Genomic DNA, 20,499 nt, shown 5'->3' with positions numbered 1-20,499 from the left:
TCCCTCTCCCTGGGGAGAGGGTTAGGGTGAGGGGGGTGAGTATGAAACGCTGGCTATTCGGTATAGAGAGAGCGCCTGACAAGGTTCGCAGATTTCGCAGATAAAGAGAGGGAGGCATCAGCCTCCCTCTCTTGTTATCCACCGTTATCAGCGGTTGTGATCTATCCGCACTCAGGCAGTCGCCAGCCAGTTGAGCCAGGCATCCATCCCTTCACCGGTAGTGGCGCTGACCTGGATCACTTGAATATAGGGGTTGACCCGTTTGGCGTTCTCGATGCAGCGGGCCACGTCAAAGCTGACGTAGGGCAGCAGATCGATCTTGTTGATCACCATCAGCTGGGCGGCGGCAAACATATCCGGGTATTTCAGCGGCTTCTCTTCCCCCTCGGTGACGGAGAGGATCGCTACCTTGTACTTCTCGCCGAGATCGAAGCTGGCGGGGCAGACCAGATTGCCCACGTTCTCGATAAAGAGGATGCCCCCTTGATTGTCAGGCAACTGATGGCAGGCATCGTGAACCATTTTGGCGTCCAGATGGCAGCCCTTGCCGGTGTTGATCTGCACGGCAGGGACACCGGTGGCACGGATGCGATCCGCATCGGCACTGGTCTGCTGATCCCCTTCAATCACCGCGCAGGGGCGCTTGTTGGCCAGCTGGCGCAGGGTTTCGCACAGCAAAGTGGTTTTGCCTGAACCCGGGCTAGAGACCAGATTGAGCACCAGCTGGTCGGCAGCTGTGAAGTGCTCGCGGTTGTGGGCGGCCAGCGCATTGTTCTTGGCCAGCACATCCATCTCGATGGCGATCAGCTGGCGCTGTCCCATGCCGGGCACCGACAATCCCGCTTCCCCTTTGCCATAGTGCAGATCACCCTGCTGATGGTCATGGTCATGGTCATGGTCATGGTCATGGTCATGGGGATGCGCGTGGGAATAGCCGTGGTCATGAGAGTGGGCATGATCATGATGGTGGGGGTGATCATGCCCCTCATGGCTTATCGGAGCCTGCACCCCGTGGTAGTGATGATGGACATTCCCCTGATGGTGGTAGTGGTGGTGAATGATCAGGGTGCGCGGCGCACTCTGCTCGTGGTCATGATGGTGATGGGCGTCATGGGCATGATGATGGTCGTGTTCATGACCATGTTTATGGTGATGTTCATGTTCATGTTCATGTTCGTGATGATGCTCATGATCGTGCTCATGGCCGGCGATCCGCGCCTGGCCGCATCCGCATACGCTACACATATCAACTTACCTCGATGTCGGTGATGCGCAGGCTATCACCCTGCGCGACTCGTAATTTGTATCCGCCACACTCGGGGCAGGCCTGCCCGCGCTCGGTGAGGGTGACCGTCTTGTTGCAGTCGTAACACCAGGCCTCTGCCGCCTGGTGCTGAAAGTGCAGTTGGGCCCCCTCGACGGCGGTGCCCTTGGCGGCGGCCTCGAAACAGAAGGCAATGGTGTCCGGGTCGACGCAGGAGAAGCTGCCGACCTCGAGCCAGAGGGCGGTCACCTTGGTAAAGCCCCGCTGGGTGGCCTGTTCAGCCGCCAGATCGATGGCGGCCATGGCCAGAGACATTTCGTGCATGGTGGCTCCTTAACCGATATGGGGAGGAGCAGTGACTCCTCCCTGTAATTGACGGAACGGCATGGCCGCTCAACAGATCCGCGGCAGCAGCTCCCCTTGCGGTAGCTCCAGATAGCGGCGGCTGCCCCAGGGGTTGTTGAGGATCACCTTGTGGCGATCGCTCGCCTGCACCACGCCGATCTGGCTGGCTGCTGGGTTGAATTGCCGCAAGATGCCCAGCGCGTCCTGTGCCTGTTCGGCGGGCAGGGCCAGCACTATGGTCCCCTCGTTGGCGAGATCATGGGGCTCGAAACCGTAGAGCTCGCACAGGCCCCGCACCGGATCGCACACTGGAATAGCGGACTCCTCCAGCTCGATGGCAACGCCGGAGGCGCTGCTCCACTCGTTGAGCACGGCGGCAAGGCCACCGCGGGTGGCGTCGCGCAGGGCGTGAGGGGTAATGCCAGCCTGCAGCAGCGCTTCGACCTGCGGCCAGAGGGTGGTGCAGTCGCTCTTGAGATCGGATCCCAGTTGCAGGGCGTCACGGGCCATCAGGATGCAGGCGCCGTGGCTGCCGATATCCCGCGACACCAGAATGGCGTCACCGGCTTTGAGGTTGCGTACCGAGATGCCCCGGCTCTGCTCAGGCCGCGGAAAGGTGCCGACCCCGCTGGTGTTGATAAAGATCTTGTCGGCCGCCCCCTTGGGCACCACCTTGGTGTCGCCGCAGACGATGCGGGCACCGCTCTTGGCAAGTTCGGCCGCCATCGACTCGACGATGCGGGCCAGATCGGCGTAGGGGAAGCCTTCCTCGATGATAAAGCTTGCGCTCAGATACTCGGGCTTGGCCCCCATCATGGCGAGATCGTTGACCGTACCGGCGATGGCCAGCTTGCCGATATCGCCCCCCTCGAAGAAGAGCGGCGAGATGGTAAAGCTGTCGGTGGTGAAGGCGACGGGGCCGCTCACTGGCAGCAGGGCGGCATCTTCACCGCGCAACAGGATCTCGTTGCCAAAGTGGCGAAAGAAGAGCTGGTTGATCAGCTGGTTCATCTCGACGCCGCCACCGCCGTGGCTAAGTTGGATTTCTCTCATCGTTCCTGGATCCCCATATATCGGTAGTAGGCATTGCAGGCCCCCTCGGAGCTGACCATGCAGCTGCCCATGGGCTGGGTCGGGGTGCAGCCACGGCCAAAGACTTTGCACTGGTTCGGCTTGGCCAGGCCGCGCAGGATATCGGCGCACTGGCACGCCTTGTGGTCATCGATGGGGGTCTCACTGAGTTGAAAGTGGCGCTCCGCATCGCGTTTGGCAAAGGCATCGCGCAGGCGTAGGGCGGAGGCGTTGATATCCCCCAGACCTCGCCAGCGAAAGTGCTCGCGGGTCTCGAAAAAGCGCTCGACCAGCCGCTGGGCGGCTTTATTGCCGCTGGCGGTGACGGCGCGGCTGTACTGCACCTCCAGCGCGTAGCGGCCTTCCACCTTCTGGCGCACCATCATCAAGAGCGCCTCCATCACATCCACCGGTTCGAAGCCGCTCACCACCACAGGCACCTGATAGCGATCGACGATGGGCAGGTAGATATCGGCACCGGTAATGACGCTGACATGGGAGGGGCCGATAAAGGCGTTCACCTTGGCCACCCCGTCGGCCATCACCGCATGAATGGCGGGGGGCACCAGCACATGGTTGATATGAAACAAGAGGTTCTCGACCTCTTGCTCTTCAGCGGCAGCCAACAAGGCGGCCGTCATCGGGGTGGAGGTCTCGAAACCGATGGCGAAGAAGACCACGGTTTTCTCAGGGTTCTCACGGGCGATACGCAGGGCATCGAGGGGGTCATAGACCGGGCGGATATCGCTCCCCTTGGCCCGTTGCTGGGCCAGCGTGCCCTTGGAGCCTGGCACCCGGATCATGTCCCCCAAGGTGACCAGAATGACGCTGGGCTGGCTAGCCAGCTCGATGGCCTGATCGATGCGCTCTTTGGGCATGATGCAGACCGGGCAGCCGGGGCCGTGGACAAACTCGATGCTGGCCGGCAGCAGCTGGTGCAGGCCGTACTTCATGATGGTGTGGGTATGGCCGCCACACACCTCCATCACCCGCAGCGGTTCGGGCAGATCGTTGGCCAGTTCAGTGATCTGGGCGGCGAGGGCGCGGATCACCTCGGGCTGACGAAAGCCCTGGAACAGGTCATTCAAGGTCAGCATGGCAAGATATCCTGGTTGGGCATCAGAGCCACCATCTGGCGGAAGTTCTCCAGGCTGGCCTGCGCCTCCTCCTGGTCAATCTTGCTCATCACAAAGCCGATATGGAGCAGCACATAGTCGCCCACCTGGAGAGGCTCTTCGAGCAGCATGCAGCTGACGCGTCGCTGCACCCCCAGGGTATCGACGGTGACGCAGTTATCTTCGGGGTGCAGTTGCACCACCTGAGAAGGGATGGATAGACACATGGATTTCAGGACTCCGACAAGGTGGCACAACCGGTGGTGACAGGCTGATGCGTGGCAAGATGGTGGATGGCAAACCAGAGCTGACCGGCGGCGATGCCACCGTCATTGAGCGGCAGGGTTTCGCTGGTCAATACCTGCCGGCCGGCGGCTTCGAGTGCGGGCACCAGCTGGTCCATCAGTACCCGGTTTTGAAAGACGCCGCCCCCGAGCGCCACCGGATAGTCGGGGAAGCGCTCGGCAAGAGCGATGACCAAAGCGCTGATGGCACGGATAAAACCGGCGGCCAGGCTGGTGATTGAGGTGCCTTGGCGCCGCTCGCTGACAAGGGTATTGATGAGCTCTGCCCACTCGATCTGCAGTGGCCCCTCTGATGATTGGCTGAGATCAAAGGCGAGGGGGAAGGGCTGTTCATCGGGGGCCAGCTGCAAGGCGGCTGCCTCCAGCAATAGCCCTGCCTCGCCCTCGTAATCGGGGGTGTCGATCACCCCCAAGAGCGCCGCCACCGCATCGAACAGGCGGCCGAGGGAGCTGGTGTAGGGGGTGTTGCGACCCAGCTGCCAGAGCTGGTGCAGGTTGCGGATCCGCTTAAGGGGCAGTTGCTTGATCAACGGAATATCGAGGGCACTGATCTGCTCAGGGCTGTGCGATTCAAACAGCAGCCCCAGCAGCTGACGTACCGGCTCGCGGATGGCCGCCTCGCCGCCGATGAGCTTGAAGGGTTTGAGGTGGGCAACGCGCGTAAAGCCCTTTACATCGGCCATCAGCAGCTCACCACCCCAGAGGGTGCCGTCATCGCCAAGGCCGGTGCCGTCGAAGGCAACCCCCAGCACGGGGCCCGTGATGTCGTGCTCGGCCATTACCCCCAGCAGGTGGGCGTGATGGTGCTGCACCTCGAGATGGGTTGCACCCTGATGGTGGCAATAGCGTTTGGCCCACTGATGGCTGAGATAGCCCGGGTGGCGATCCGACACCAACACTTCGGGGTTGAGATCGTAGAGTTCGCGAAAGGTCGCCAGGGTCTGCTCGAAGTGCTCCTGCATCGGCAGGCTGTGCAGATCGCCGATATAGGGGCTGTAGATGCGCTGGCGGCCAAAGGCGAGCGCCAGCTGGTTCTTCTGCTGCGCCCCGACTGCCAAGAGCGGCACCTTGACCGCCTCTTGCAGGCTGGGGGTGCAGGGGGCATAACCCCGGGCGAGGCGCAACGTCTGGCGTCGTCCGCCTGCCCACTGCACCAGACTGTCGTCGCACGGGTGCAGGATGGGGCGGTTGTGATCCAGGATGCCGTCAATCTCGCCCCCGAGTTCCCTGACCACAGCCTCGCACTCGATAAGGATCGGGCTGCCGCGACCATTGGCGCTGGTGGCCACCAGCGGCATGGCGCAGGCATCCAGCAGCAGCTGATGGAGCGGGGTATAGGGGAGCATGATGCCAAGGTAGGGGATGCCGGGGGCGCTCCCCTCGGCCAGCGGCGTGGTTGTCAGTTGGGATTTTGACGGTCGATCATCGTTTTTGCGCTTGCGCAGCAAGGTGATGGGTCTGGCCTGAGAGGCGAGCAGCTGCCACTCGTCTTCGCTGCCGCTGACATGCAATTTGGCCTCGGCAAGGGAGCCCATCATCACCGCCAGCGGCTTGCGCGCGCGCCGCTTGAGCGTTCGCAATCTGGCCACACTCTGTTCATTGCGGGCATCACACATCAGGTGATAACCCCCCATTCCCTTGACCGCAATCAGCGCCCCCGCTTGCAGGGCGCGGGCCGCTGCGTGCAGTGCATCCTCGCGCTCGGCCAGCGCATCGCCGTGGCCGCTGCGCCAGCTGAGATGGGGCCCGCACTCGGGGCAGCTCACCGGCTGGGCGTGGTAGCGTCTGTCCAGCGGGTTTTCATAGGCCGCCGCGCAGTGCGGGCACATGGCAAAGCCCACCATGGCGGTGTGGGGGCGGTCGTAGGGGAGGCGGCGGATGATGGTGTAGCGCGGGCCGCAGTGGGTACAGTTGGTAAAGGGGTAGCCATGGTGGCGATCGTTGGGGTTGGCCACATCGTTGGCGCACGCCTCGCACATCCCCTGATCCGGCGAGATGGCGACCGTGGCGGCGCTCTGCTGCTGGCTCGCTTTAATTCGAAACTGGCCATCGTAGTCGGGATCATGAGCGAAGGGCAGTTCCCGCTCGCTGAAATGATCAATTCGGCTTAAGGGTGGCGCCAGTTCCCGCAGTTCGCGGGCAAAGGCGGCGAGCTGCTCGGGGGAACCCTCGGCGCCGATGGTGACGCCATTGGCATCGTTCAAGACATAGCCGGCAAGGCCGTGGCGCAGCGCCAGCCCATAGACGAAGGGGCGAAAGCCGACCCCCTGCACGATACCGTCGATATGAAATTCGCGGCGCAGCCTGTTGGCAACAGGATTGGCAGAACCAGAAGGGGCGATGGTGGCGCTCATGCCGGCTCCATCTCATCTTGAGTGGCTGGCAGACGCAGCACCCGGCGCTCGTTCTCCTCGCGCCGTACCCAGCCATCCATCTCCATGCGCAGGCAGAACGGAATGGCGTATTTGCGCGACAAGCCGGTGATCTCCTTGAAGGATGCCATGTCGATCAGATCTCCCACCTGCTGGCCCGCCAGCACGGCGGCGACCATCTGGTTGTAAAGGGCGGCGTCGTAATAGATGGGGCCATCGAGCTGCACCAGATACTTGAGTCGCGCCAGGTTGCGCAGCTGCTTTTGCAACGCGCCTTTTTGCTGCAAGCCCTGCTGCAGGGCGGTGGGCAGCTTGCGGGTGATAAAGGGATCCTGCTCCACGCCGCCGGGGCCCAGTTTACCGGGCTCGTAACCCTCCTTGCCTTGATCTCGCACCACCTTGAGCACCAGCTGCGCCTCTTCCCCCAGATCATCTTCCGACTCGCCGCTGCCCGGCTGCCACTTGTCATGGTGCAGGCGAACCAGCTGCTCGCTCTTGAGCTGCTGGAGCAGGGCCTGAGTGACCGGCAGAGCGATGCCGAAGCGGGTCGTGAGCTCCGCAGCGCTCAGCGGTTCGCTGGCCAGGGTGGCGAGCAGCTGGTCGCGGCTCTGGGCCAGCCAGCAGTTATCCAGCAGCCACTCACCGAGGGGGGTGACCTGCCCGGGCAGCTGGTCAAAGCGGCTGGCCAGCACATAGCCATTGAGCCCCAGCTGCAGGGCGGCCGGGTTGTAGCGCGCCAAGTCATCCGGCAGCTCGCCCAGCAGGGCGTGCAACGCCTTGCGTCTGGCGGGATGGATGTCGCCGCACCAGACGATGCGGGCGCCGTGCAACAGCTCGCTGCTGCCGTGGCGAATGATGGCGAGTGGCTGGCCGAAGAAGCAGGGAATGGGGCTGGCAAAGATCAGCCGTGCCAGCCGGGTATCCTTGATGGGCACAAAACGGGCACGGCCATGCCAGCTGCCGAGGGCCACTTCGACCTCGCGGTTGCGCTGTTCCCGGATGCTGCTGCCGACCTCGCAGAGCCGCACGATAAGGTGGGTTGCCGCCTCGCACTGGCCAGCGGCGTTGGTAAGGCAGTGACCGCGGGCCACCTCCTTGTGGGGCACTTTTTTAAGGCCCACCGCTACCCGGCAGACGGCGCCGATCTCGTCGACGCTCTGGTGATAGGCCTGCAGGGAGCGCACCTGCACCTCACGATCGGCAGGGTAGAGGCGCAGCTTGTCTCCCACCTTGAGGCGGCCCTGTTGCAAAGTGCCGGTAAGCACGGTGCCGGTGCCGTTGGCGGTAAAGACCCTGTCTACATACAGTCGCGGGGCGCTCTGCTCGCGGGCAGCGTGTGAGGCTGGCAGATCGGCAAGCTGGCGCACAATGGCGGCGTGCAGGGCGGCCATATTTTCACCGGTCTTGGCGCTGACGCTGACGATGTCGGGCACCATGCCGCTCTCGTCCATCACCCGCTCCAGCAGGCTCTCTTCCAATAGCACAAGCTCCTCAGGGGAGACCAGATCGCACTTGTTGATGCAGACCAAGAGGCGCGGCACCCCCATCGCCTTGAGCAGGCGCAGGTGATCGCCGGTCATCGGCATCCACCCCTCGTCGGCGGCGATGACCAGCAGCACCAGATCCAGACTCCAGAGCCCCGCCACCATGTTGCGGATATAGCGCTCGTGACCGGGCACGTCGATGACGCCGATGGTGTTGCCCTGACCGTCGTCGAAGTGGGCAAAGCCGAGATCCTGAGTCATGCCGATGGCCTGCTCATGGGCGCGGGCCGTGGTGATGCCAGTGAGGGCCTTGATCAGCAGGGTCTTGCCGTGATCCACGTGGCCGGCAAGACCGATAACGGCGCGATAGGGGGTCATGGGATCAGGGCTCCTCGGTCGCATTTGTTGCATTGAACGGGGCGGGGAGCAGCAACTCCCTGAGTTGGGCGATCAGCAGTTCCATCTCTGCTGGCAGCAGGGTGGCCATATTGAGCTGCACCTTCTGCTGGCGCACGGTGGCGATGACCGGCACCGGCAGTTCGCGCAAATCATCGAGCAGCTGCTGGGCCGGGCGCGGGTCGGTGCACTCGAGCGCTGGTGCCGGGTAGAACTCGTCCGGCAGGGTGCCGCCGCCCACCACCAGCTGGGCGGGGACCGGCACAAAGCAGCCGGGCAGGGCGGCCATCAGCTGATCGGCTCTGGCCTGCATGGCGGCCGGGTTGCTCAAGGTGCGCTGGGCAATGCCCTCGCCGATAGGGGACTTGTTGAGCTTGTGGATGAGCAGGCGTTCGAGCAGGGAGTAGACGATGCGGCTTGGGCGGAAAGTGCGCATCATGGGGTGTTTTTCCAGCCGCTTGATAAGGTCGCTGCGGCCGCTGATGATGCCCGATTGCGGGCCGCCCAAGAGCTTGTCGCCTGAGTAGCAGACCAGATCCGCCCCTGCCTTGATGTACTGGCGCACCGAGGTTTCATCCGGCGCAAACTCCTCGGTGGTCAAGCCGGAGCCCTGATCCACCGCCAGCACCACGTGCTCGGGCAGGGCGCGTGCCACCTCGCCGATATCGGGGGATTCGGTAAAGCCGCGAATGGCGAAATTGGATCTGTGAACCATCAGCACCAAGGCGGTCTGCTCTGTGATGGCATCCAGGTAATCTTTGGCGGTGGTGATATTGGTGGTGCCCACCTCCACCAGCTTGGCGCCGGAGAGCGCCAGAATGTCGGGAATGCGAAAGCCGCCGCCAATCTGGATCTGCTCGCCGCGCGAGACGATCACCTCGCGCCCCTTAGCCACCTCCTGCAGCAGCAAAAAGAGCGACGCGGCGTTGTTGTTGACCACCAGCGAATCCTCGGCCTGGGTGAGGCAACGGAGCAGGGGGGCGATCAGCCCCTTGCGCCCGCCGCGCTTGCCGGTGGCGAGATCCAGCTCCAGATTGTTGTAGCCGGTGTTGAGGTCACGCACCTCGTCCCACAGATCGGCACTTAACGGCGAGCGCCCCAGATTGGTGTGCACCAGGGTGCCGGTGGCGTTGATCACCCGGGTCTGACGCTGGCGCAACTGCTGCTGGCAGCGCTTGGCAATCAGCGCCTCAAGATGCTCGGGGGCGACCCCATGCTGGCGAAACACCTCGCTCTGGCGCAGTTCGCTGAGGGTGTCGCGCACCGCCTGAGTCACCAGCGGGCGGCTCAGCGCCTCGATAAACCCGGCGAGAAAGGGTTGCTGCAGCAGCTGTTCCACTTGTGGCAAGCGACGCTGATTTGCGGGAGGCGCGGCATAAGAGGCGCTGGGGGCGAGGGAGGATACGTCAGACGGAGTTTGCATGGGATGACCCGGGCTGTGCGTGGGAGTGACATGCACGCCGCCTTGCCGGGGGAAGGCCGCTGCGACGCTGCTTATTTGCTGCTTTTTGCCATTCATGAATTAATAAAAAAGGCGAATGGATAAATTAATGTTCGAGCAGATAAATAAGCGTGTCGGAGCGCATTCAGATTATATTGGCAATGCGACAGGCACCTTGTTAGAACAATATGTGAAACAGTCGTCAACCAGCCTGAAAAATAATTGACGGTTTCTCTCCAATATATGAAATTTGGCGGAAGAGGCAGGAATCGAACCTGCCAAAGCCTTCTCGGCTCTCATCGGTTTTGAAGACCGAGGAGGCCACCAGACCCCATCAGCTTCCGCAATGGCCACCATTTTGTGGCAATTTTCTGTGACTGGCAACGCTTTTTTATGTTTAAAAATAGCGAGTTGGCCAATTTTATGAAAAATGTCCGCGCGTTGATTTATATCAATTTCATGGCAATTAGCCCGATGTTTTTAATTTAACATCGGGCATTTACATATGCCTTTAGAGGGAGCTGTTACTACTGCCGTTAACAAGCCGGCAAATAATCGGTGGCCGCATTGGTGATATTCCACTGGGCCAGCCGGTTTATTAACAACTCGCTATCTTTAGCCTCTTCCAGATGATCGTAAAGATAATCCATGGCCCCGCTCACCATCTCGGTCATCGGGAAGGAGAACGCCACGATGGCCGGTTGTACCCCGACAAAGATCACCTCGGGGACAAAGGTCTTGAGCTCGTCGATCAGGAAATTGAGCGGCATATTGTGGGTCGAGAAGATAAACATGTCGGCGATGGTCTCGGGGGGGATCACCTGCAGGGTGCCCGCCTTCTCGCCGATCTCGGCGGCATCCACCAGCACTACCCGCTCCGGTTGCAGCTCCCGCACCTTGTAGACCACATTTTCCGGCGCGATGCCGCCGTCGATATGGACCCAGCCGGGCAGGGGGGCGGCTTGCAGCTTGTCGGCGAGATAGGGGCCGGCACCGTCGTCCCCCATCATGGCATTGCCCACGGTCAACACGAGATTGCAGCCCATCAGCGGCTCCTTACCATCAGGTACATATGGGGGTCGTTAAAGAGGGCGGTGAGCTGATCCATAAAGGTGTTGGTCCAGCCCAGCTCCTGCTCATCGAGTAGATTGTCGGCTTTGCGCAGTCGGTCGAAGGCGCAGGCCAGCATATGGCAGTGCTCGCGATAGATGGTGATCTCGCCAAAGGTGAGAAACCCCTCCATCTTGCGGCGCGCCTCGCTCCCCTCTGGCAGCTTGGCCACCCAGTCGCGATAACCGGTCAGCGAGCAGACCAGGTCTGCTCGCAGGCAATCGACGATGCCGAGGTGGTGGCCGATGGCGAGGCTGTAGTACATCACCTCCCTGGCCTCTTCCGGCACGTCAAACTGCTCGTCGACGAACTTGCGCGAGAGGCGGTAGAAGAAAACCTGGTCAGCCATGCACCGCCTCTCCCTTGCCGGCCGCCCGGTTGAGGCAGGCGTTTGCGAGGTTGTTGACGATCTCCGCCAGGCGCGGATCGTCGTGCTGATCGAGGTAGCTCTGGATGCGCAGATCCACATCCTGCTGGGTCGCCCCTTCGAGCAGGGCCATAAACTCGTCGGCGATGATCCGCCCCTGCCGGTAACCGGCCATGCGGCGCGCTTCGCGCTCGATCATCACCCGGATTTCGTTGGGGATGCCGGTGTGGCGCAGCTCGACCCGCTCACCCGGTTGCACCTCGTGGCTGGTGGCTTTGAGTTTCTGCTCAAGCAGACCGAGCGCCACGGCAAAGCCGTAGATGGTGGCCGCCGGTGTCGGAGGGCAGCCCGGGATATAGACGTCCACCGGCACGATTTTGTCGGTGCCGCCCCAGACGCAATAGAGATCGTGGAAGATGCCGCCGTCACAGCCGCAGGCGCCGTAGGCGATGCAGATCTTGGGATCGGGCGCCGCCTCGTAGGCGCGCAGGGCTGGCACCCGCATCGCCCTGGTCACCGCGCCGGTAAAGAGCAGGATGTCGGCGTGACGGGGAGAGGCGACCACCTTGATACCGAAACGCTCTGCATCGAACAGCGGGGTGATGGTGGCGAAGATCTCGATCTCACAGGCGTTGCAGCCGCCGCAATCGACCCGGTAGACATAGGCCGAGCGGCGAATGTCCTTGAGCAGGGTCTTCTTGAGTTTGGTGATCTCGGGATCCTGTGCCAGCGGCACGGCACGGGTATGGGCATAGCCGACAACCGGTTCTATGCCTTTGATCTTGCTCATCACATCCACTCCTTTTGTGCGGCCATCGGTGTGGCTATCGGTGTGATCAGGGCCGAGTCAGGCTGGCTCAGCATGCTCTGTTTTCGTTTGCAGTCGGGGCAGTGGTGCAGTCGCTCCGGGGTGGCCAGCGGTGTGCCTGCCTGCTTGAGGGTGTCCTCCACCAGCGCCACCAGCTTGCTTGGGGCAAAGTAGGTGCCGCACAGAGTGCAGGGGGCCAGCGCGAAGCGGGCCTCCTCATAGAGATCCGCCTTGTTGGTTACCGCCAGTTCGAACTCGGGGGAGAGGGCGATGGCGCGGGTCGGGCAGACCTCTTCGCAGCGGCCGCAGAAGATGCAGCGCGCCATGGAGATCTCCCAGCGGCGTTCGCCGGTCTCCATGTCCACTTCCATCACCAGCGCATTGGCCGGGCAGGCCTTGGTGCAGGCGGCGCAGGCGATGCACTGATCCGCCTGATATTTGGGTTTGCCGCGAAAATCCCGGTTCACCTCGTAAGGGGCGAAGGGGTACTTGGCGGTCGGGGTGCCAGCCTTGAGGATGGTCTTGAACAGCTTGATCATGATGACCCCTTATTTCAGCGGAGAGTGCTTGCGATCGATGCCGTAGCGCTCGATCTCCTTGTAGGAGACCACGGTGGATTTGCCCTTCTTGGGGTCGACCAGGGTGACCCGGTCGGTACAGGAGTAGCAGGGATCCAGACTGCCGATGATGAGCGGCGCATCCGCCACGGTATTGCCGCGCAGCATGTAGCGCAGGGCAGGCCAGTTGGCGTAGGTGGCGGCGCGGCAGCGCCAGCGGAACAGCTTCTGGTTATCTCCCGTCATGCTCCAGTGGACGTTCTCGCCGCGCGGCGCTTCGGTAAAGCCCAGCGCAAACTTGCCCGGCTGGTAGGTGAAGCCTTCGGTGAGCAGTGGCCCTTCCGGCAGGTGCTCCAGGCCAAACTCAATCATGTCGAGGGAGTCGTAGAGCTCGTGGATGCGCACCAGCACCCGGGATTGCACGTCGCAACCCGCCTTGGTCTGGATCTCCATCGGCAGCTCGCGGTAGCCGGCAAAGTCGTGGACCCGGCGCACGTCGCGCTTGAAGCCGCTCGCCCGCACCATGGGGCCGACGCAGCTGAAATCGCGGGCAATCTGCGGCTCGAGCTTGCCGATACCGATGAGGCGGGAGGAGATGTTGGCGGTATCCAGCAGCATGGCCACCAGGGGTTTGAGCTCATCACGCAGCTCGCGCACCAGCTGGGCACCCTTGATGCGATCTTCCTTGAAGATGTCGCGGCGCACCCCGCCAATCAGGTTGAGGCCGTAGGTCTTGCGGGCACCGGTCAGCAGCTCGGCCAGGGTCATGGATTTCTCCCGCACCCGGAAGAACTGCATGAAGCCGGTGTCGAAACCGGTGAAGTGGCTCGACAGGCCGATGTTGAGGATATGGCTGTGCAGGCGCTCCACCTCCAGCAGCACGGCGCGGATCATCTTGGCCCGCTCCGGCACCGGAATACCCATGGCGTTCTCTACCGAGGTGGTGTAGGCGACGCTGTGGGTAAAACCGCAGATGCCGCAGACCCGGTCGGTCAGAAAAGCCACTTCGTTGTAGCCCATCCGGGTTTCCGCCAGTTTTTCCATGCCGCGATGGACATAGAAGAGGCGGTAGTCGGCATCGATGATGTCTTCGCCATCGACGAACAGCCGGAAGTGGCCCGGCTCGTCCGAGGTGATGTGCAGCGGGCCCACCGGCACGATGCGGTTGGCATCACTGCCGAGCTCATTGACGAAGGGGTAGGTCTCTGTGTCGGTGGTGGGCATCGGGCGCTGGCGATAATCCATGGCGTCCTTGCGCAGCGGGTGGATATCCTCCGGCCAGTCGTCCGGCAGCACCAGACGGCGTTCGTCCGGCAGACCGATGGCGTGCAGGCCGTACATGTCGCGGATCTCCCGCTCGCCCCACACCGCCGCCGGAATGGTCGGGGTGATGGAGGGGTACTCCTGGGTATCGGCATCCACCAGCACCTTGACGGTGATCCAGCACTTGGTGTCACCCTCCATGGAGAAGACGTGGTAGACGGCGAAGTGGCCGTTGAGGCTGCGCTCGTCATTGGCAAAGGAGAGCGGAAGCCAGCCCCCCAGCTGATGGAAGATCAGGCTGGCGGTCTCGACCAGACTGGTGGGTTTGACGGTGATGGTGGCCTGATCGGCGGTTTGCCACTCCTCGTCGACGATGGCGTGGGGCAGTTGTGCTCGCACCTGCTGGATGTAGTCGCAGCCGATGCGATCCGAAATGGCGATGGTCATGCAGTTCTCACTTTAATGTTCGGGAATGAGCATTCACAAATGATGAAATCGGAAAAAGTTGCTGTGCTGGCGGGCATGATTCAGATCCCGACCAGATAGGCGAGCAGCGCCAGCAGGGCCAGCCCCAACCCGTAGCGGGTGAGCTTGTGGGTGTGCACGAACTGGGTACGGGCCATGGCGTTTTCGATGATGCCGGCCAGCAAAAAGGCCACCAGCAGCTTGCAGGCGAGGATAAGCGCCGCGCCGATGAGTGCCGGCAGACTCCAGTTGGCCGCCTTGCCGAAGGGCAGGAAAATCACCAGAAAGAGCTGTACCACCACCAGTTGCTTGAGGCCGATGGAGAGCTTGAGCAGGGCAAGACCCGCACCGGAATACTCGGTAAGCGGCCCCTCCTGCAGCTCCTGTTCGGCTTCGGCGCAGTCAAAGGGCAGCTTGCCCATCTCGACAAACACCGCGAAGGCGCAGGCGGCGCCGGCCAGCAGGGTGGCGATGGGCGCGGCCAGCGGCTGGGTCGCTACATAGCTGCTGATGTTGCCCAGATCCGAGCTGCCCACCATCATCGCCATGATGAAGCAGGCGAGCACCAGAATGGGCTCCACCAGAATGCCCAGCGTCAGCTCACGGCGGGCACCGATCCCTGCAAACATGCTGCCGCTGTCGAGCCCCGAGAGGGAGAAGAAGAAGCGGAAAATGGCGAACAGATAGATGTCGGTGATGAGATCCCCGGCGATGGGGAAGGGGGACTCATGAGTGAGGGTCGGTAGCGCCATCCCTACCAGCAAGAGGGCGGCGATCAGCAGCGCAGGCATCAGGTTGAAGATGATGCCGGCAGGCTCGGGGGTCACCTCCTGACGGCGCAGGAGCTTGGCGATATCCCGGTAATCCTGCAGCAGGCCCGGCCCCTGACGGGAGTGCATCTTGGCCCGCAGCACCCGGTTGAAACCGGTGGCGAGCGGCGCCAGCGCCAGCATGGCGATGGCCTGGGTCAGGGCGAGGGCAACCATGCCCCAGCTCGGCATTTCAAGAACAGGCATATCAGACTCCTACAGCCATCAGGATAAAGAGCGCCAGCACCACGCCATTTATTAAAGAGAGCAGCAGCCTGCCGGTGTTGCTGCTGGCATCGCTCACCCCGTGCAGGGCGCTGGCCAGATCGAGCTGCGGCTGCTTGCGATAGAGCGGCGCGCAGAGTTGGCGCAAGGTGTGGGTGACACCGCCGGAGGTGAGGCTCATGCGCTCCTCATAGGCGTAACCACAGGCCCACGGGGTGCCGGCGTGACGACGACCCAGCTTGGGCCCCTTGAAGATGGCCAAGATCAGCAGCGGAATGAGGAACAGCCCCAGCAGGGTGATGGCGATAACGGGCGGGGAGAGGATCGCTTGTGAGCTGTCGAGTGGCAGCAGGGTGGCGCCAGTGGCCACGTTCATCTGGCCGCTTACCAAGGCTTGGCCATAGCTGGCGATATGGGGGGCAATCCAGGGGGCGCCCAGACCCAGTACCAGACAGACGGCGGCCAGCAGCAGGGTGCCTGCCACCATGGCGCCCGGCACTTCGCGGGCGTGGCTCGCCTTCTCGCAGCGCGGTGCGCCGCAGAAGCAGATGCCGTACACCTTGACGAAACACATCACCGCCATGGCGCCGGTCACCGCCAGCATCACCACCGCGAGCGGCGCGACGACGGAGGTGCCGAGCTTGGTCATGGAAAGGAGCGACTGATAGATAAACCACTCGCTGACAAAGCCGTTCAGCGGCGGCAGCGCCGAGATGGCCATGGCACCGATGAGAAACGCCAGCGCGGTCCAGGGCATCAGCTTGGCCAGCCCCCCCATCTTGTCCATGTCGCGGGTGTGCAGGCGGAACATCACAGAGCCGGTGCCCATAAAGAGCAGGCTCTTGAAGATGGCGTGGTTGAGCAGGTGATAGAGGGCGCCGAGCAGCCCCAGCACCACCAGCGCCGGCTGCTGGTTGGCGATGCCGATCATGCCGATCCCCATCCCCATCAGGATGATGCCGATGTTCTCTACCGTGTGGTAGGCGAGCAGCCGCTTGAGGTCATGCTCGGCCAGCGCAAACAGCACCCCGAGCACTGCCGAGCAGGCACCGAAGATCAGCACCATATAGCCCCACCAGAGCTGGCTGGCACCGAGAAAATCGATGCTGACCCGCAAAATGCCAAAGAGACCCAGCTTGACCATCACGCCAGACATCAGCGCCGAGATATGGGAGGGGGCGACGGGTTCGGCCACCGGCAGCCAGCCGTGCAGCGGCACGAAACCGGCGCGCAGGCCAAAGCCGCAGAAGCTGAGCAGGAACACCAGAGATGCCAGGGCGCCCGCCAGATGGTGCTCGCGCAGCGCGGCGAACTCCAGCGAACCGCTTTCGCGGCAGAGCAGCCAGAAGGCGATCAGCACCAGCGCCATGCCGATATGGTTCATCACCAGATAGAGGCGGCTCTGTTTGGCAGCATCCGGATTGGTCTTGACCAGCCAGTAGGTGGTGAGGGTCACCAGCTCGTAGCAGAGCAAGAAACCGAGCGCGTTGTCGGCCAGCACCATGCCCACCATGGCAAAGAGGAAGAGGTTCATCAGCGCGCCGATGGCCACATCCCCCTTGCCCTGATATTCGCGGATATAGGCAAAGGAGTAGAGGGCGACGGCGACGCCGACGGTGCTGATCACCAGCAGCATCAGTGCTGCCAGCATATCCAGGTGAACCGAACCCAGCAGCCAGAGCTGGCCGTCGACGGGGGCGCCTTGGGCAAAGATCTGGATGGCGGCGACCAGACCCGCGAGCGAGCCCAGCAGGGCAAAACCGCTATTGAGACGGTTGGCCAGTGCGGGCAGCTTTTGCAGCAGCAAACCGGTGGCAGCGCCCAGCAAAAAGAGCAGGAGCGTGGCCATAACAAGGGGGGACAACATCAGCACGCTCCCTCTGTGGTGGATAAATCGGATGCAGGGAGCGCCGTGGCGGGTGCCGAGAAGGCAGAGGCCCCTTGCGGGTTGGTGTCGGCCGCTTGCTGACGACGAATACGGGCGGCGCGTTCGGTGTCGCCGTCATTGACCAGCTTCAGCGCCTGGGAGGGGCAGGCACCGACACAGGCCGGGCCATCGGCGCGAAATTCACACAGGTCGCACTTGATAGCTATGCTGCGCACGCCCGGCTCCCAGCTCAGCAGATCCTCGCCAAAGCAACGCAGGCCGGCAGAGGTGGAGGGGTTGCTGGAGCGGATGGAGCAGGGGATATAGGTGTCGTAACTGGTGGCCACGGCTACCGGACGGCTGCCGCCACTCTGAATGGCGCCAAAGGGGCAGGCCACGGCGCAGAGATTGCAGCCGATGCAGAGCGACTCGTTGAGTTGCACGCAATCGCCGGTCTGGCGAATTGCCTCGACCGGGCACACCTTGCTGCAGGGAGCATCGTCACAGTGACGGCACTGAACCGGCATGGTCGCCTGCTCGTGTCGCATAACGGTTAAACGGGGGGCTTGTTGCAAACCTTGCGCCTTGTGTACCTCGCTGCAGGCCGCCATACAGGTGCCACAGCCGATACAAAGCTTGGGGTCAGCGATAACGAAGCGGTTCATAGCCTACCTTGTCGTGTCGCGAACGGAGAAAGTAGGGGCAGGTTGGCAAGATACGGGCCAGCTTGGTTTTGCTTGGCTGTGTGAGTGTAAGTGTTTGTTTTTAAATGATTTTCAAAATGGCGTCATCGGGTGTCGAGGCCTTGCCTTACTGTCGAAGCGTGACGTTCGTCACTTGTGACGAAGGGTAGGAGAGGGTTCGTCACCCCCGCAAAAGGGTATCGACACGGCTGAATGCGGGGCAGTGACAAGGGGTGAAAGGGCTACGGGTCTGAGCCAGGGCATCGGGGGAGGGGGCAAAGAACCAAGTTAATTGCACCGGTCTGCAAATACGTTCGCGGTGGTGTGCTCCCTTCTCCCCTCGCGGGAGAAGGGTTGGGGATGAGGGGGAGTCTGCCATATGGCGCACGGCGCTGCGCTTGTTGCACCCTACGGTGGGATGTCTGTGGGGGTCGCCGTGGTGTGTGTACCCTTCTCCCCTTGTGGGAGAAGGGCTGGGGATGAGGGGGCGGCCATCGGGATTAACGGTAAAAAGAGAGAGGGAGGCCAATGCCTCCCTCTCTCTTTAGCGCAACTCACGCCATCAGATATCTACCTGGGATCCCAGCTCGATAACCCGGTTGGGCGGGATCTCGAACTGATCCGGCGCGCGCAGGGCGTTGCGCTGCAGCAGCATAAAGAGCTTGCCGCGCAGGTAGAGATACCAGGGGCGCTCCTTCATGATCAGCGACTCGTGGGCCATGAAGAAGGAGGTCTCCATCATCCGGCAACTGAGCCCCTCGGCGTTGCAGCGGTGGAAGATCTCCTCCACGTTCGGGGTCTCGCGCCAGCCATAGCTTGCCACCACCCGCCAGAAGGTGGGGGAGAGCTGCTCGATGCAGACCCGGCGCACGTTGTGGACGTAGGGCACCTCTTCCACCCGCAGGGTGAGCAGGATGATCCGCTCGTGCAGCACCTTGTTGTGCTTGAGGTTGTGCAGAAGCGCATGGGGGATCACATTGACCACCCGCGACATATAGACCGCCGTGCCGGCCACCCGGGTCGGCGGGGATTTCTCCAGCGAGGCGATCATCGGCTCCAGCGAGTTGCCGTGCTCGTTGAGGCGGCGAATAAGCTGAAAGCGCTCGCTCTTCCAGCTGGTCATCACGGTGAACATCACCGCGCCCAGGGTGAGCGGCAGCCAGCCGCCGGAGAAGATCTTGGCGAGGTTGGCGGCAAACAGCGGCACGTCGATGGCCAGCAGCGCGATAAACAGGGCGGCCACCAGGTACTTGTTCCAGTGCCAGCTGTGGCGAGCCACCGAGCAGGAGAGGATGGAGGTGAGCACCATGGTGCCGGTGACGGCGATGCCGTAGGCCGCCGCCAGATTGCTGGAGTGCTCGAAGCTCATGATGACGATCACCACCGAGATATAGAGCATCCAGTTGATGACCGGAATATAGATCTGGCCGGACTCCTGCTCGGAGGTGTGGACGATGCGGATGGGGGAGAGATAACCGAGGCGCACCGCCTGTCGGGTCAGCGAGAAGACCCCGGAGATCACCGCCTGCGAGGCGATCACCGTGGCCAGGGTCGCCAGCAGCAGCAGCGGCAGCAGCGCCCATTTCGGCGCGAGCAGGAAGAAGGGGTTGGTGATGGCCTCGGGATGGGCCAGCAGCAGCGCCCCCTGGCCGAAGTAGTTGAGCACCAAGGAGGGTAACACCACCATAAACCAGGCGCGCCGGATCGGACTCTTGCCAAAATGGCCCATGTCGGCGTAGAGCGCCTCTACCCCTGTGATGGCCAGCACCACGGCGCCGAGGGCAAAGAAGGAGGCGGTCTGGTACTTGGCAAAGAAGCGCAGCGCCCAGACGGGGTTGAGTGCCCCCAGCACCTCGGGGTGCTGGAAGATGCTGTTCAGGCCCAGCACCGCCAGGGTGATGAACCAGGTGAGCATGATGGGGGCGAACAGCTTGCCCACGGTGGCGGTGCCGTGTTTCTGGATGGCGAACAGCAGGGTCAGCACCAGCACCGAGAGCGGCACTATATAAGGGTCGAGGGAGGGGGCGGCGATGTTCAAGCCCTCGATGGCCGACATCACCGACATCGCCGGTGTGATCACCACCTCGCCATAAAAGAAGCTGCCGCCAATGAGCCCCAGGATGATCAGCAAGGGGGTCCACTTGGCCGGGGTGTTGCGGGTGGCCAGCGACATCAGGGTAAGGATGCCCCCTTCGCCGGCGTTGTCGGCCCGCATCACGAAGGAGAGGTACTTGACCGAGACCACCAGGATCAGCAGCCAGAAGATCAGTGAAAGAAAGCCCAGGATGGAGGCGGGCTCCACCCCGAAACCGAACTGGCCGGAGAGGCACTCGCGCAGGGTATAGAGCGGGCTGGTGCCGATGTCGCCATAGACCACGCCGATCGCCGCCAGCGTAACGCCGGACAGGGCTTGTTTGTGATTACCGTTCATGAAGTTGTCTGTCAGTTTGATGGTGACGATTGGCCAGCACGGGCCGCCCCCGTCTATCGGGCGTGCGGCAGGTGCCGCAGGAACGCATTAATGGATTGCGATGGGAAAGGGAGCTAACTGG

At 62.5% G+C, this 20,499-nt stretch carries 17 protein-coding genes, 1 tRNA gene and 1 pseudogene; 1 reads left to right on the top strand and 18 read right to left on the bottom strand.

What is annotated here, in order from left to right; translation table 11 throughout:
- Positions 1-171: 171 nt before the first annotated feature.
- Positions 172-930 (bottom strand): annotated as a pseudogene (hypB, locus tag ACPW75_RS09965) (hydrogenase nickel incorporation protein HypB); the annotation flags it as partial.
- Between hypB and ACPW75_RS09960 the strand changes: the two are divergent.
- Positions 859-1,269 (top strand): hypothetical protein, encoded by a 411-nt coding sequence (locus ACPW75_RS09960; protein ID WP_404833757.1) that lies wholly within the window; start codon positions 859-861, stop codon positions 1,267-1,269. The pseudogene hypB and the gene ACPW75_RS09960 sit on opposite strands and share 72 nt — an antisense overlap.
- On the opposite strand, the gene hypA is transcribed toward ACPW75_RS09960, so the two are convergent.
- The 17 genes from hypA to kup all read right to left on the bottom strand — a co-directional run bounded on the left by hypA (position 1,247) and on the right by kup (position 20,378).
- Positions 1,247-1,588 carry a hydrogenase maturation nickel metallochaperone HypA gene (gene hypA, locus ACPW75_RS09955; RefSeq protein WP_005333346.1) on the bottom strand — a complete coding sequence of 114 codons (342 nt, stop codon included), beginning with the start codon at positions 1,586-1,588 and terminating at the stop codon, positions 1,247-1,249. The genes ACPW75_RS09960 and hypA overlap by 23 nt on opposite strands.
- Before the next feature lie 69 nt (positions 1,589-1,657).
- Positions 1,658-2,662, bottom strand: coding sequence for a hydrogenase expression/formation protein HypE (gene hypE, locus ACPW75_RS09950; protein ID WP_077096597.1), 1,005 nt, complete (start codon positions 2,660-2,662; stop codon positions 1,658-1,660).
- Complete coding sequence (hypD, locus tag ACPW75_RS09945; RefSeq protein ID WP_077096596.1) at positions 2,659-3,777, bottom strand: hydrogenase formation protein HypD; 1,119 nt, start codon at positions 3,775-3,777, stop codon at positions 2,659-2,661. Before hypD ends, hypE begins: the two co-directional genes overlap by 4 nt.
- Positions 3,771-4,022 (bottom strand): HypC/HybG/HupF family hydrogenase formation chaperone, encoded by a 252-nt coding sequence (locus ACPW75_RS09940; protein ID WP_077096595.1) that lies wholly within the window; start codon positions 4,020-4,022, stop codon positions 3,771-3,773. Before ACPW75_RS09940 ends, hypD begins: the two co-directional genes overlap by 7 nt.
- A 5-nt stretch (positions 4,023-4,027) precedes the next feature.
- Complete coding sequence (hypF, locus tag ACPW75_RS09935) at positions 4,028-6,454, bottom strand: carbamoyltransferase HypF (protein ID WP_077096594.1); 2,427 nt, start codon at positions 6,452-6,454, stop codon at positions 4,028-4,030.
- On the bottom strand, positions 6,451-8,334 hold the full coding sequence (gene selB / locus ACPW75_RS09930) for a selenocysteine-specific translation elongation factor (protein ID WP_077096593.1): 1,884 nt from the start codon (positions 8,332-8,334) through the stop codon (positions 6,451-6,453). The genes hypF and selB overlap by 4 nt, the downstream gene beginning before the upstream one ends.
- A gap of 4 nt (positions 8,335-8,338) precedes the next feature.
- Positions 8,339-9,775, bottom strand: coding sequence for an L-seryl-tRNA(Sec) selenium transferase (selA, locus tag ACPW75_RS09925; RefSeq protein ID WP_077096592.1), 1,437 nt, complete (start codon positions 9,773-9,775; stop codon positions 8,339-8,341).
- A gap of 269 nt (positions 9,776-10,044) precedes the next feature.
- Positions 10,045-10,136: transfer RNA gene (locus tag ACPW75_RS09920), tRNA-Sec, on the bottom strand.
- A 193-nt stretch (positions 10,137-10,329) separates the two neighbouring features.
- A complete protein-coding gene (hycI, locus tag ACPW75_RS09915; RefSeq protein WP_077096591.1) occupies positions 10,330-10,839 on the bottom strand; it encodes a hydrogenase maturation peptidase HycI in 510 nt (169 codons plus the stop codon).
- Positions 10,839-11,252: a formate hydrogenlyase maturation HycH family protein gene (locus ACPW75_RS09910; RefSeq protein WP_077096590.1), complete on the bottom strand. Its 414-nt coding sequence runs from the start codon at positions 11,250-11,252 to the stop codon at positions 10,839-10,841. The genes hycI and ACPW75_RS09910 overlap by 1 nt, the downstream gene beginning before the upstream one ends.
- Complete coding sequence (locus tag ACPW75_RS09905) at positions 11,245-12,060, bottom strand: NADH-quinone oxidoreductase subunit B family protein (protein ID WP_024944977.1); 816 nt, start codon at positions 12,058-12,060, stop codon at positions 11,245-11,247. Before ACPW75_RS09905 ends, ACPW75_RS09910 begins: the two co-directional genes overlap by 8 nt.
- Positions 12,060-12,617 carry a formate hydrogenlyase complex iron-sulfur subunit gene (locus tag ACPW75_RS09900; RefSeq protein ID WP_005345227.1) on the bottom strand — a complete coding sequence of 186 codons (558 nt, stop codon included), beginning with the start codon at positions 12,615-12,617 and terminating at the stop codon, positions 12,060-12,062. The genes ACPW75_RS09905 and ACPW75_RS09900 overlap by 1 nt, the downstream gene beginning before the upstream one ends.
- A 9-nt stretch (positions 12,618-12,626) precedes the next feature.
- Complete coding sequence (locus ACPW75_RS09895) at positions 12,627-14,345, bottom strand: NADH-quinone oxidoreductase subunit C (RefSeq protein ID WP_077096588.1); 1,719 nt, start codon at positions 14,343-14,345, stop codon at positions 12,627-12,629.
- A gap of 80 nt (positions 14,346-14,425) precedes the next feature.
- Positions 14,426-15,379, bottom strand: a complete 954-nt coding sequence (locus tag ACPW75_RS09890; protein ID WP_045526940.1) for a respiratory chain complex I subunit 1 family protein — start codon at positions 15,377-15,379, stop codon at positions 14,426-14,428.
- Position 15,380: 1 nt separating this feature from the next.
- Positions 15,381-17,264: a hydrogenase 4 subunit B gene (gene hyfB / locus ACPW75_RS09885; RefSeq protein ID WP_077096587.1), complete on the bottom strand. Its 1,884-nt coding sequence runs from the start codon at positions 17,262-17,264 to the stop codon at positions 15,381-15,383.
- Entirely contained in the window at positions 17,264-17,929 is a 666-nt protein-coding gene (locus ACPW75_RS09880) for a 4Fe-4S dicluster domain-containing protein (RefSeq protein ID WP_077096586.1), read from the bottom strand. The genes hyfB and ACPW75_RS09880 overlap by 1 nt, the downstream gene beginning before the upstream one ends.
- A gap of 580 nt (positions 17,930-18,509) precedes the next feature.
- Complete coding sequence (kup, locus tag ACPW75_RS09875) at positions 18,510-20,378, bottom strand: low affinity potassium transporter Kup (RefSeq protein ID WP_010633733.1); 1,869 nt, start codon at positions 20,376-20,378, stop codon at positions 18,510-18,512.
- Positions 20,379-20,499: the final 121 nt, after the last annotated feature.

It is taken from the genome of Aeromonas sp. FL131 (genome assembly GCF_049860615.1).
Taxonomy (GTDB): Bacteria; Pseudomonadota; Gammaproteobacteria; order Enterobacterales; family Aeromonadaceae; genus Aeromonas; species Aeromonas hydrophila.
This window is presented reverse-complemented; position numbering and strand designations above follow the sequence as displayed.

What these genes read in the sequence shown, in the direction of transcription:
- hypA (WP_005333346.1), bottom strand. Translation starts at nt 1,588, where the DNA reads ATGCACGAAATGTCTCTGGCCATGGCCGCCATCGATCTGGCGGCTGAA.
- hypE (WP_077096597.1), bottom strand. Translation starts at nt 2,662, where the DNA reads ATGAGAGAAATCCAACTTAGCCACGGCGGTGGCGGCGTCGAGATGAAC.
- hypD (WP_077096596.1), bottom strand. Translation starts at nt 3,777, where the DNA reads ATGCTGACCTTGAATGACCTGTTCCAGGGCTTTCGTCAGCCCGAGGTG.
- ACPW75_RS09940 (WP_077096595.1), bottom strand. Translation starts at nt 4,022, where the DNA reads ATGTGTCTATCCATCCCTTCTCAGGTGGTGCAACTGCACCCCGAAGAT.
- hypF (WP_077096594.1), bottom strand. Translation starts at nt 6,454, where the DNA reads ATGAGCGCCACCATCGCCCCTTCTGGTTCTGCCAATCCTGTTGCCAAC.
- selB (WP_077096593.1), bottom strand. Translation starts at nt 8,334, where the DNA reads ATGACCCCCTATCGCGCCGTTATCGGTCTTGCCGGCCACGTGGATCAC.
- selA (WP_077096592.1), bottom strand. Translation starts at nt 9,775, where the DNA reads ATGCAAACTCCGTCTGACGTATCCTCCCTCGCCCCCAGCGCCTCTTAT.
- hycI (WP_077096591.1), bottom strand. Translation starts at nt 10,839, where the DNA reads ATGGGCTGCAATCTCGTGTTGACCGTGGGCAATGCCATGATGGGGGAC.
- ACPW75_RS09910 (WP_077096590.1), bottom strand. Translation starts at nt 11,252, where the DNA reads ATGGCTGACCAGGTTTTCTTCTACCGCCTCTCGCGCAAGTTCGTCGAC.
- ACPW75_RS09905 (WP_024944977.1), bottom strand. Translation starts at nt 12,060, where the DNA reads ATGAGCAAGATCAAAGGCATAGAACCGGTTGTCGGCTATGCCCATACC.
- ACPW75_RS09900 (WP_005345227.1), bottom strand. Translation starts at nt 12,617, where the DNA reads ATGATCAAGCTGTTCAAGACCATCCTCAAGGCTGGCACCCCGACCGCC.
- ACPW75_RS09895 (WP_077096588.1), bottom strand. Translation starts at nt 14,345, where the DNA reads ATGACCATCGCCATTTCGGATCGCATCGGCTGCGACTACATCCAGCAG.
- ACPW75_RS09890 (WP_045526940.1), bottom strand. Translation starts at nt 15,379, where the DNA reads ATGCCTGTTCTTGAAATGCCGAGCTGGGGCATGGTTGCCCTCGCCCTG.
- hyfB (WP_077096587.1), bottom strand. Translation starts at nt 17,264, where the DNA reads ATGTTGTCCCCCCTTGTTATGGCCACGCTCCTGCTCTTTTTGCTGGGC.
- ACPW75_RS09880 (WP_077096586.1), bottom strand. Translation starts at nt 17,929, where the DNA reads ATGAACCGCTTCGTTATCGCTGACCCCAAGCTTTGTATCGGCTGTGGC.
- kup (WP_010633733.1), bottom strand. Translation starts at nt 20,378, where the DNA reads ATGAACGGTAATCACAAACAAGCCCTGTCCGGCGTTACGCTGGCGGCG.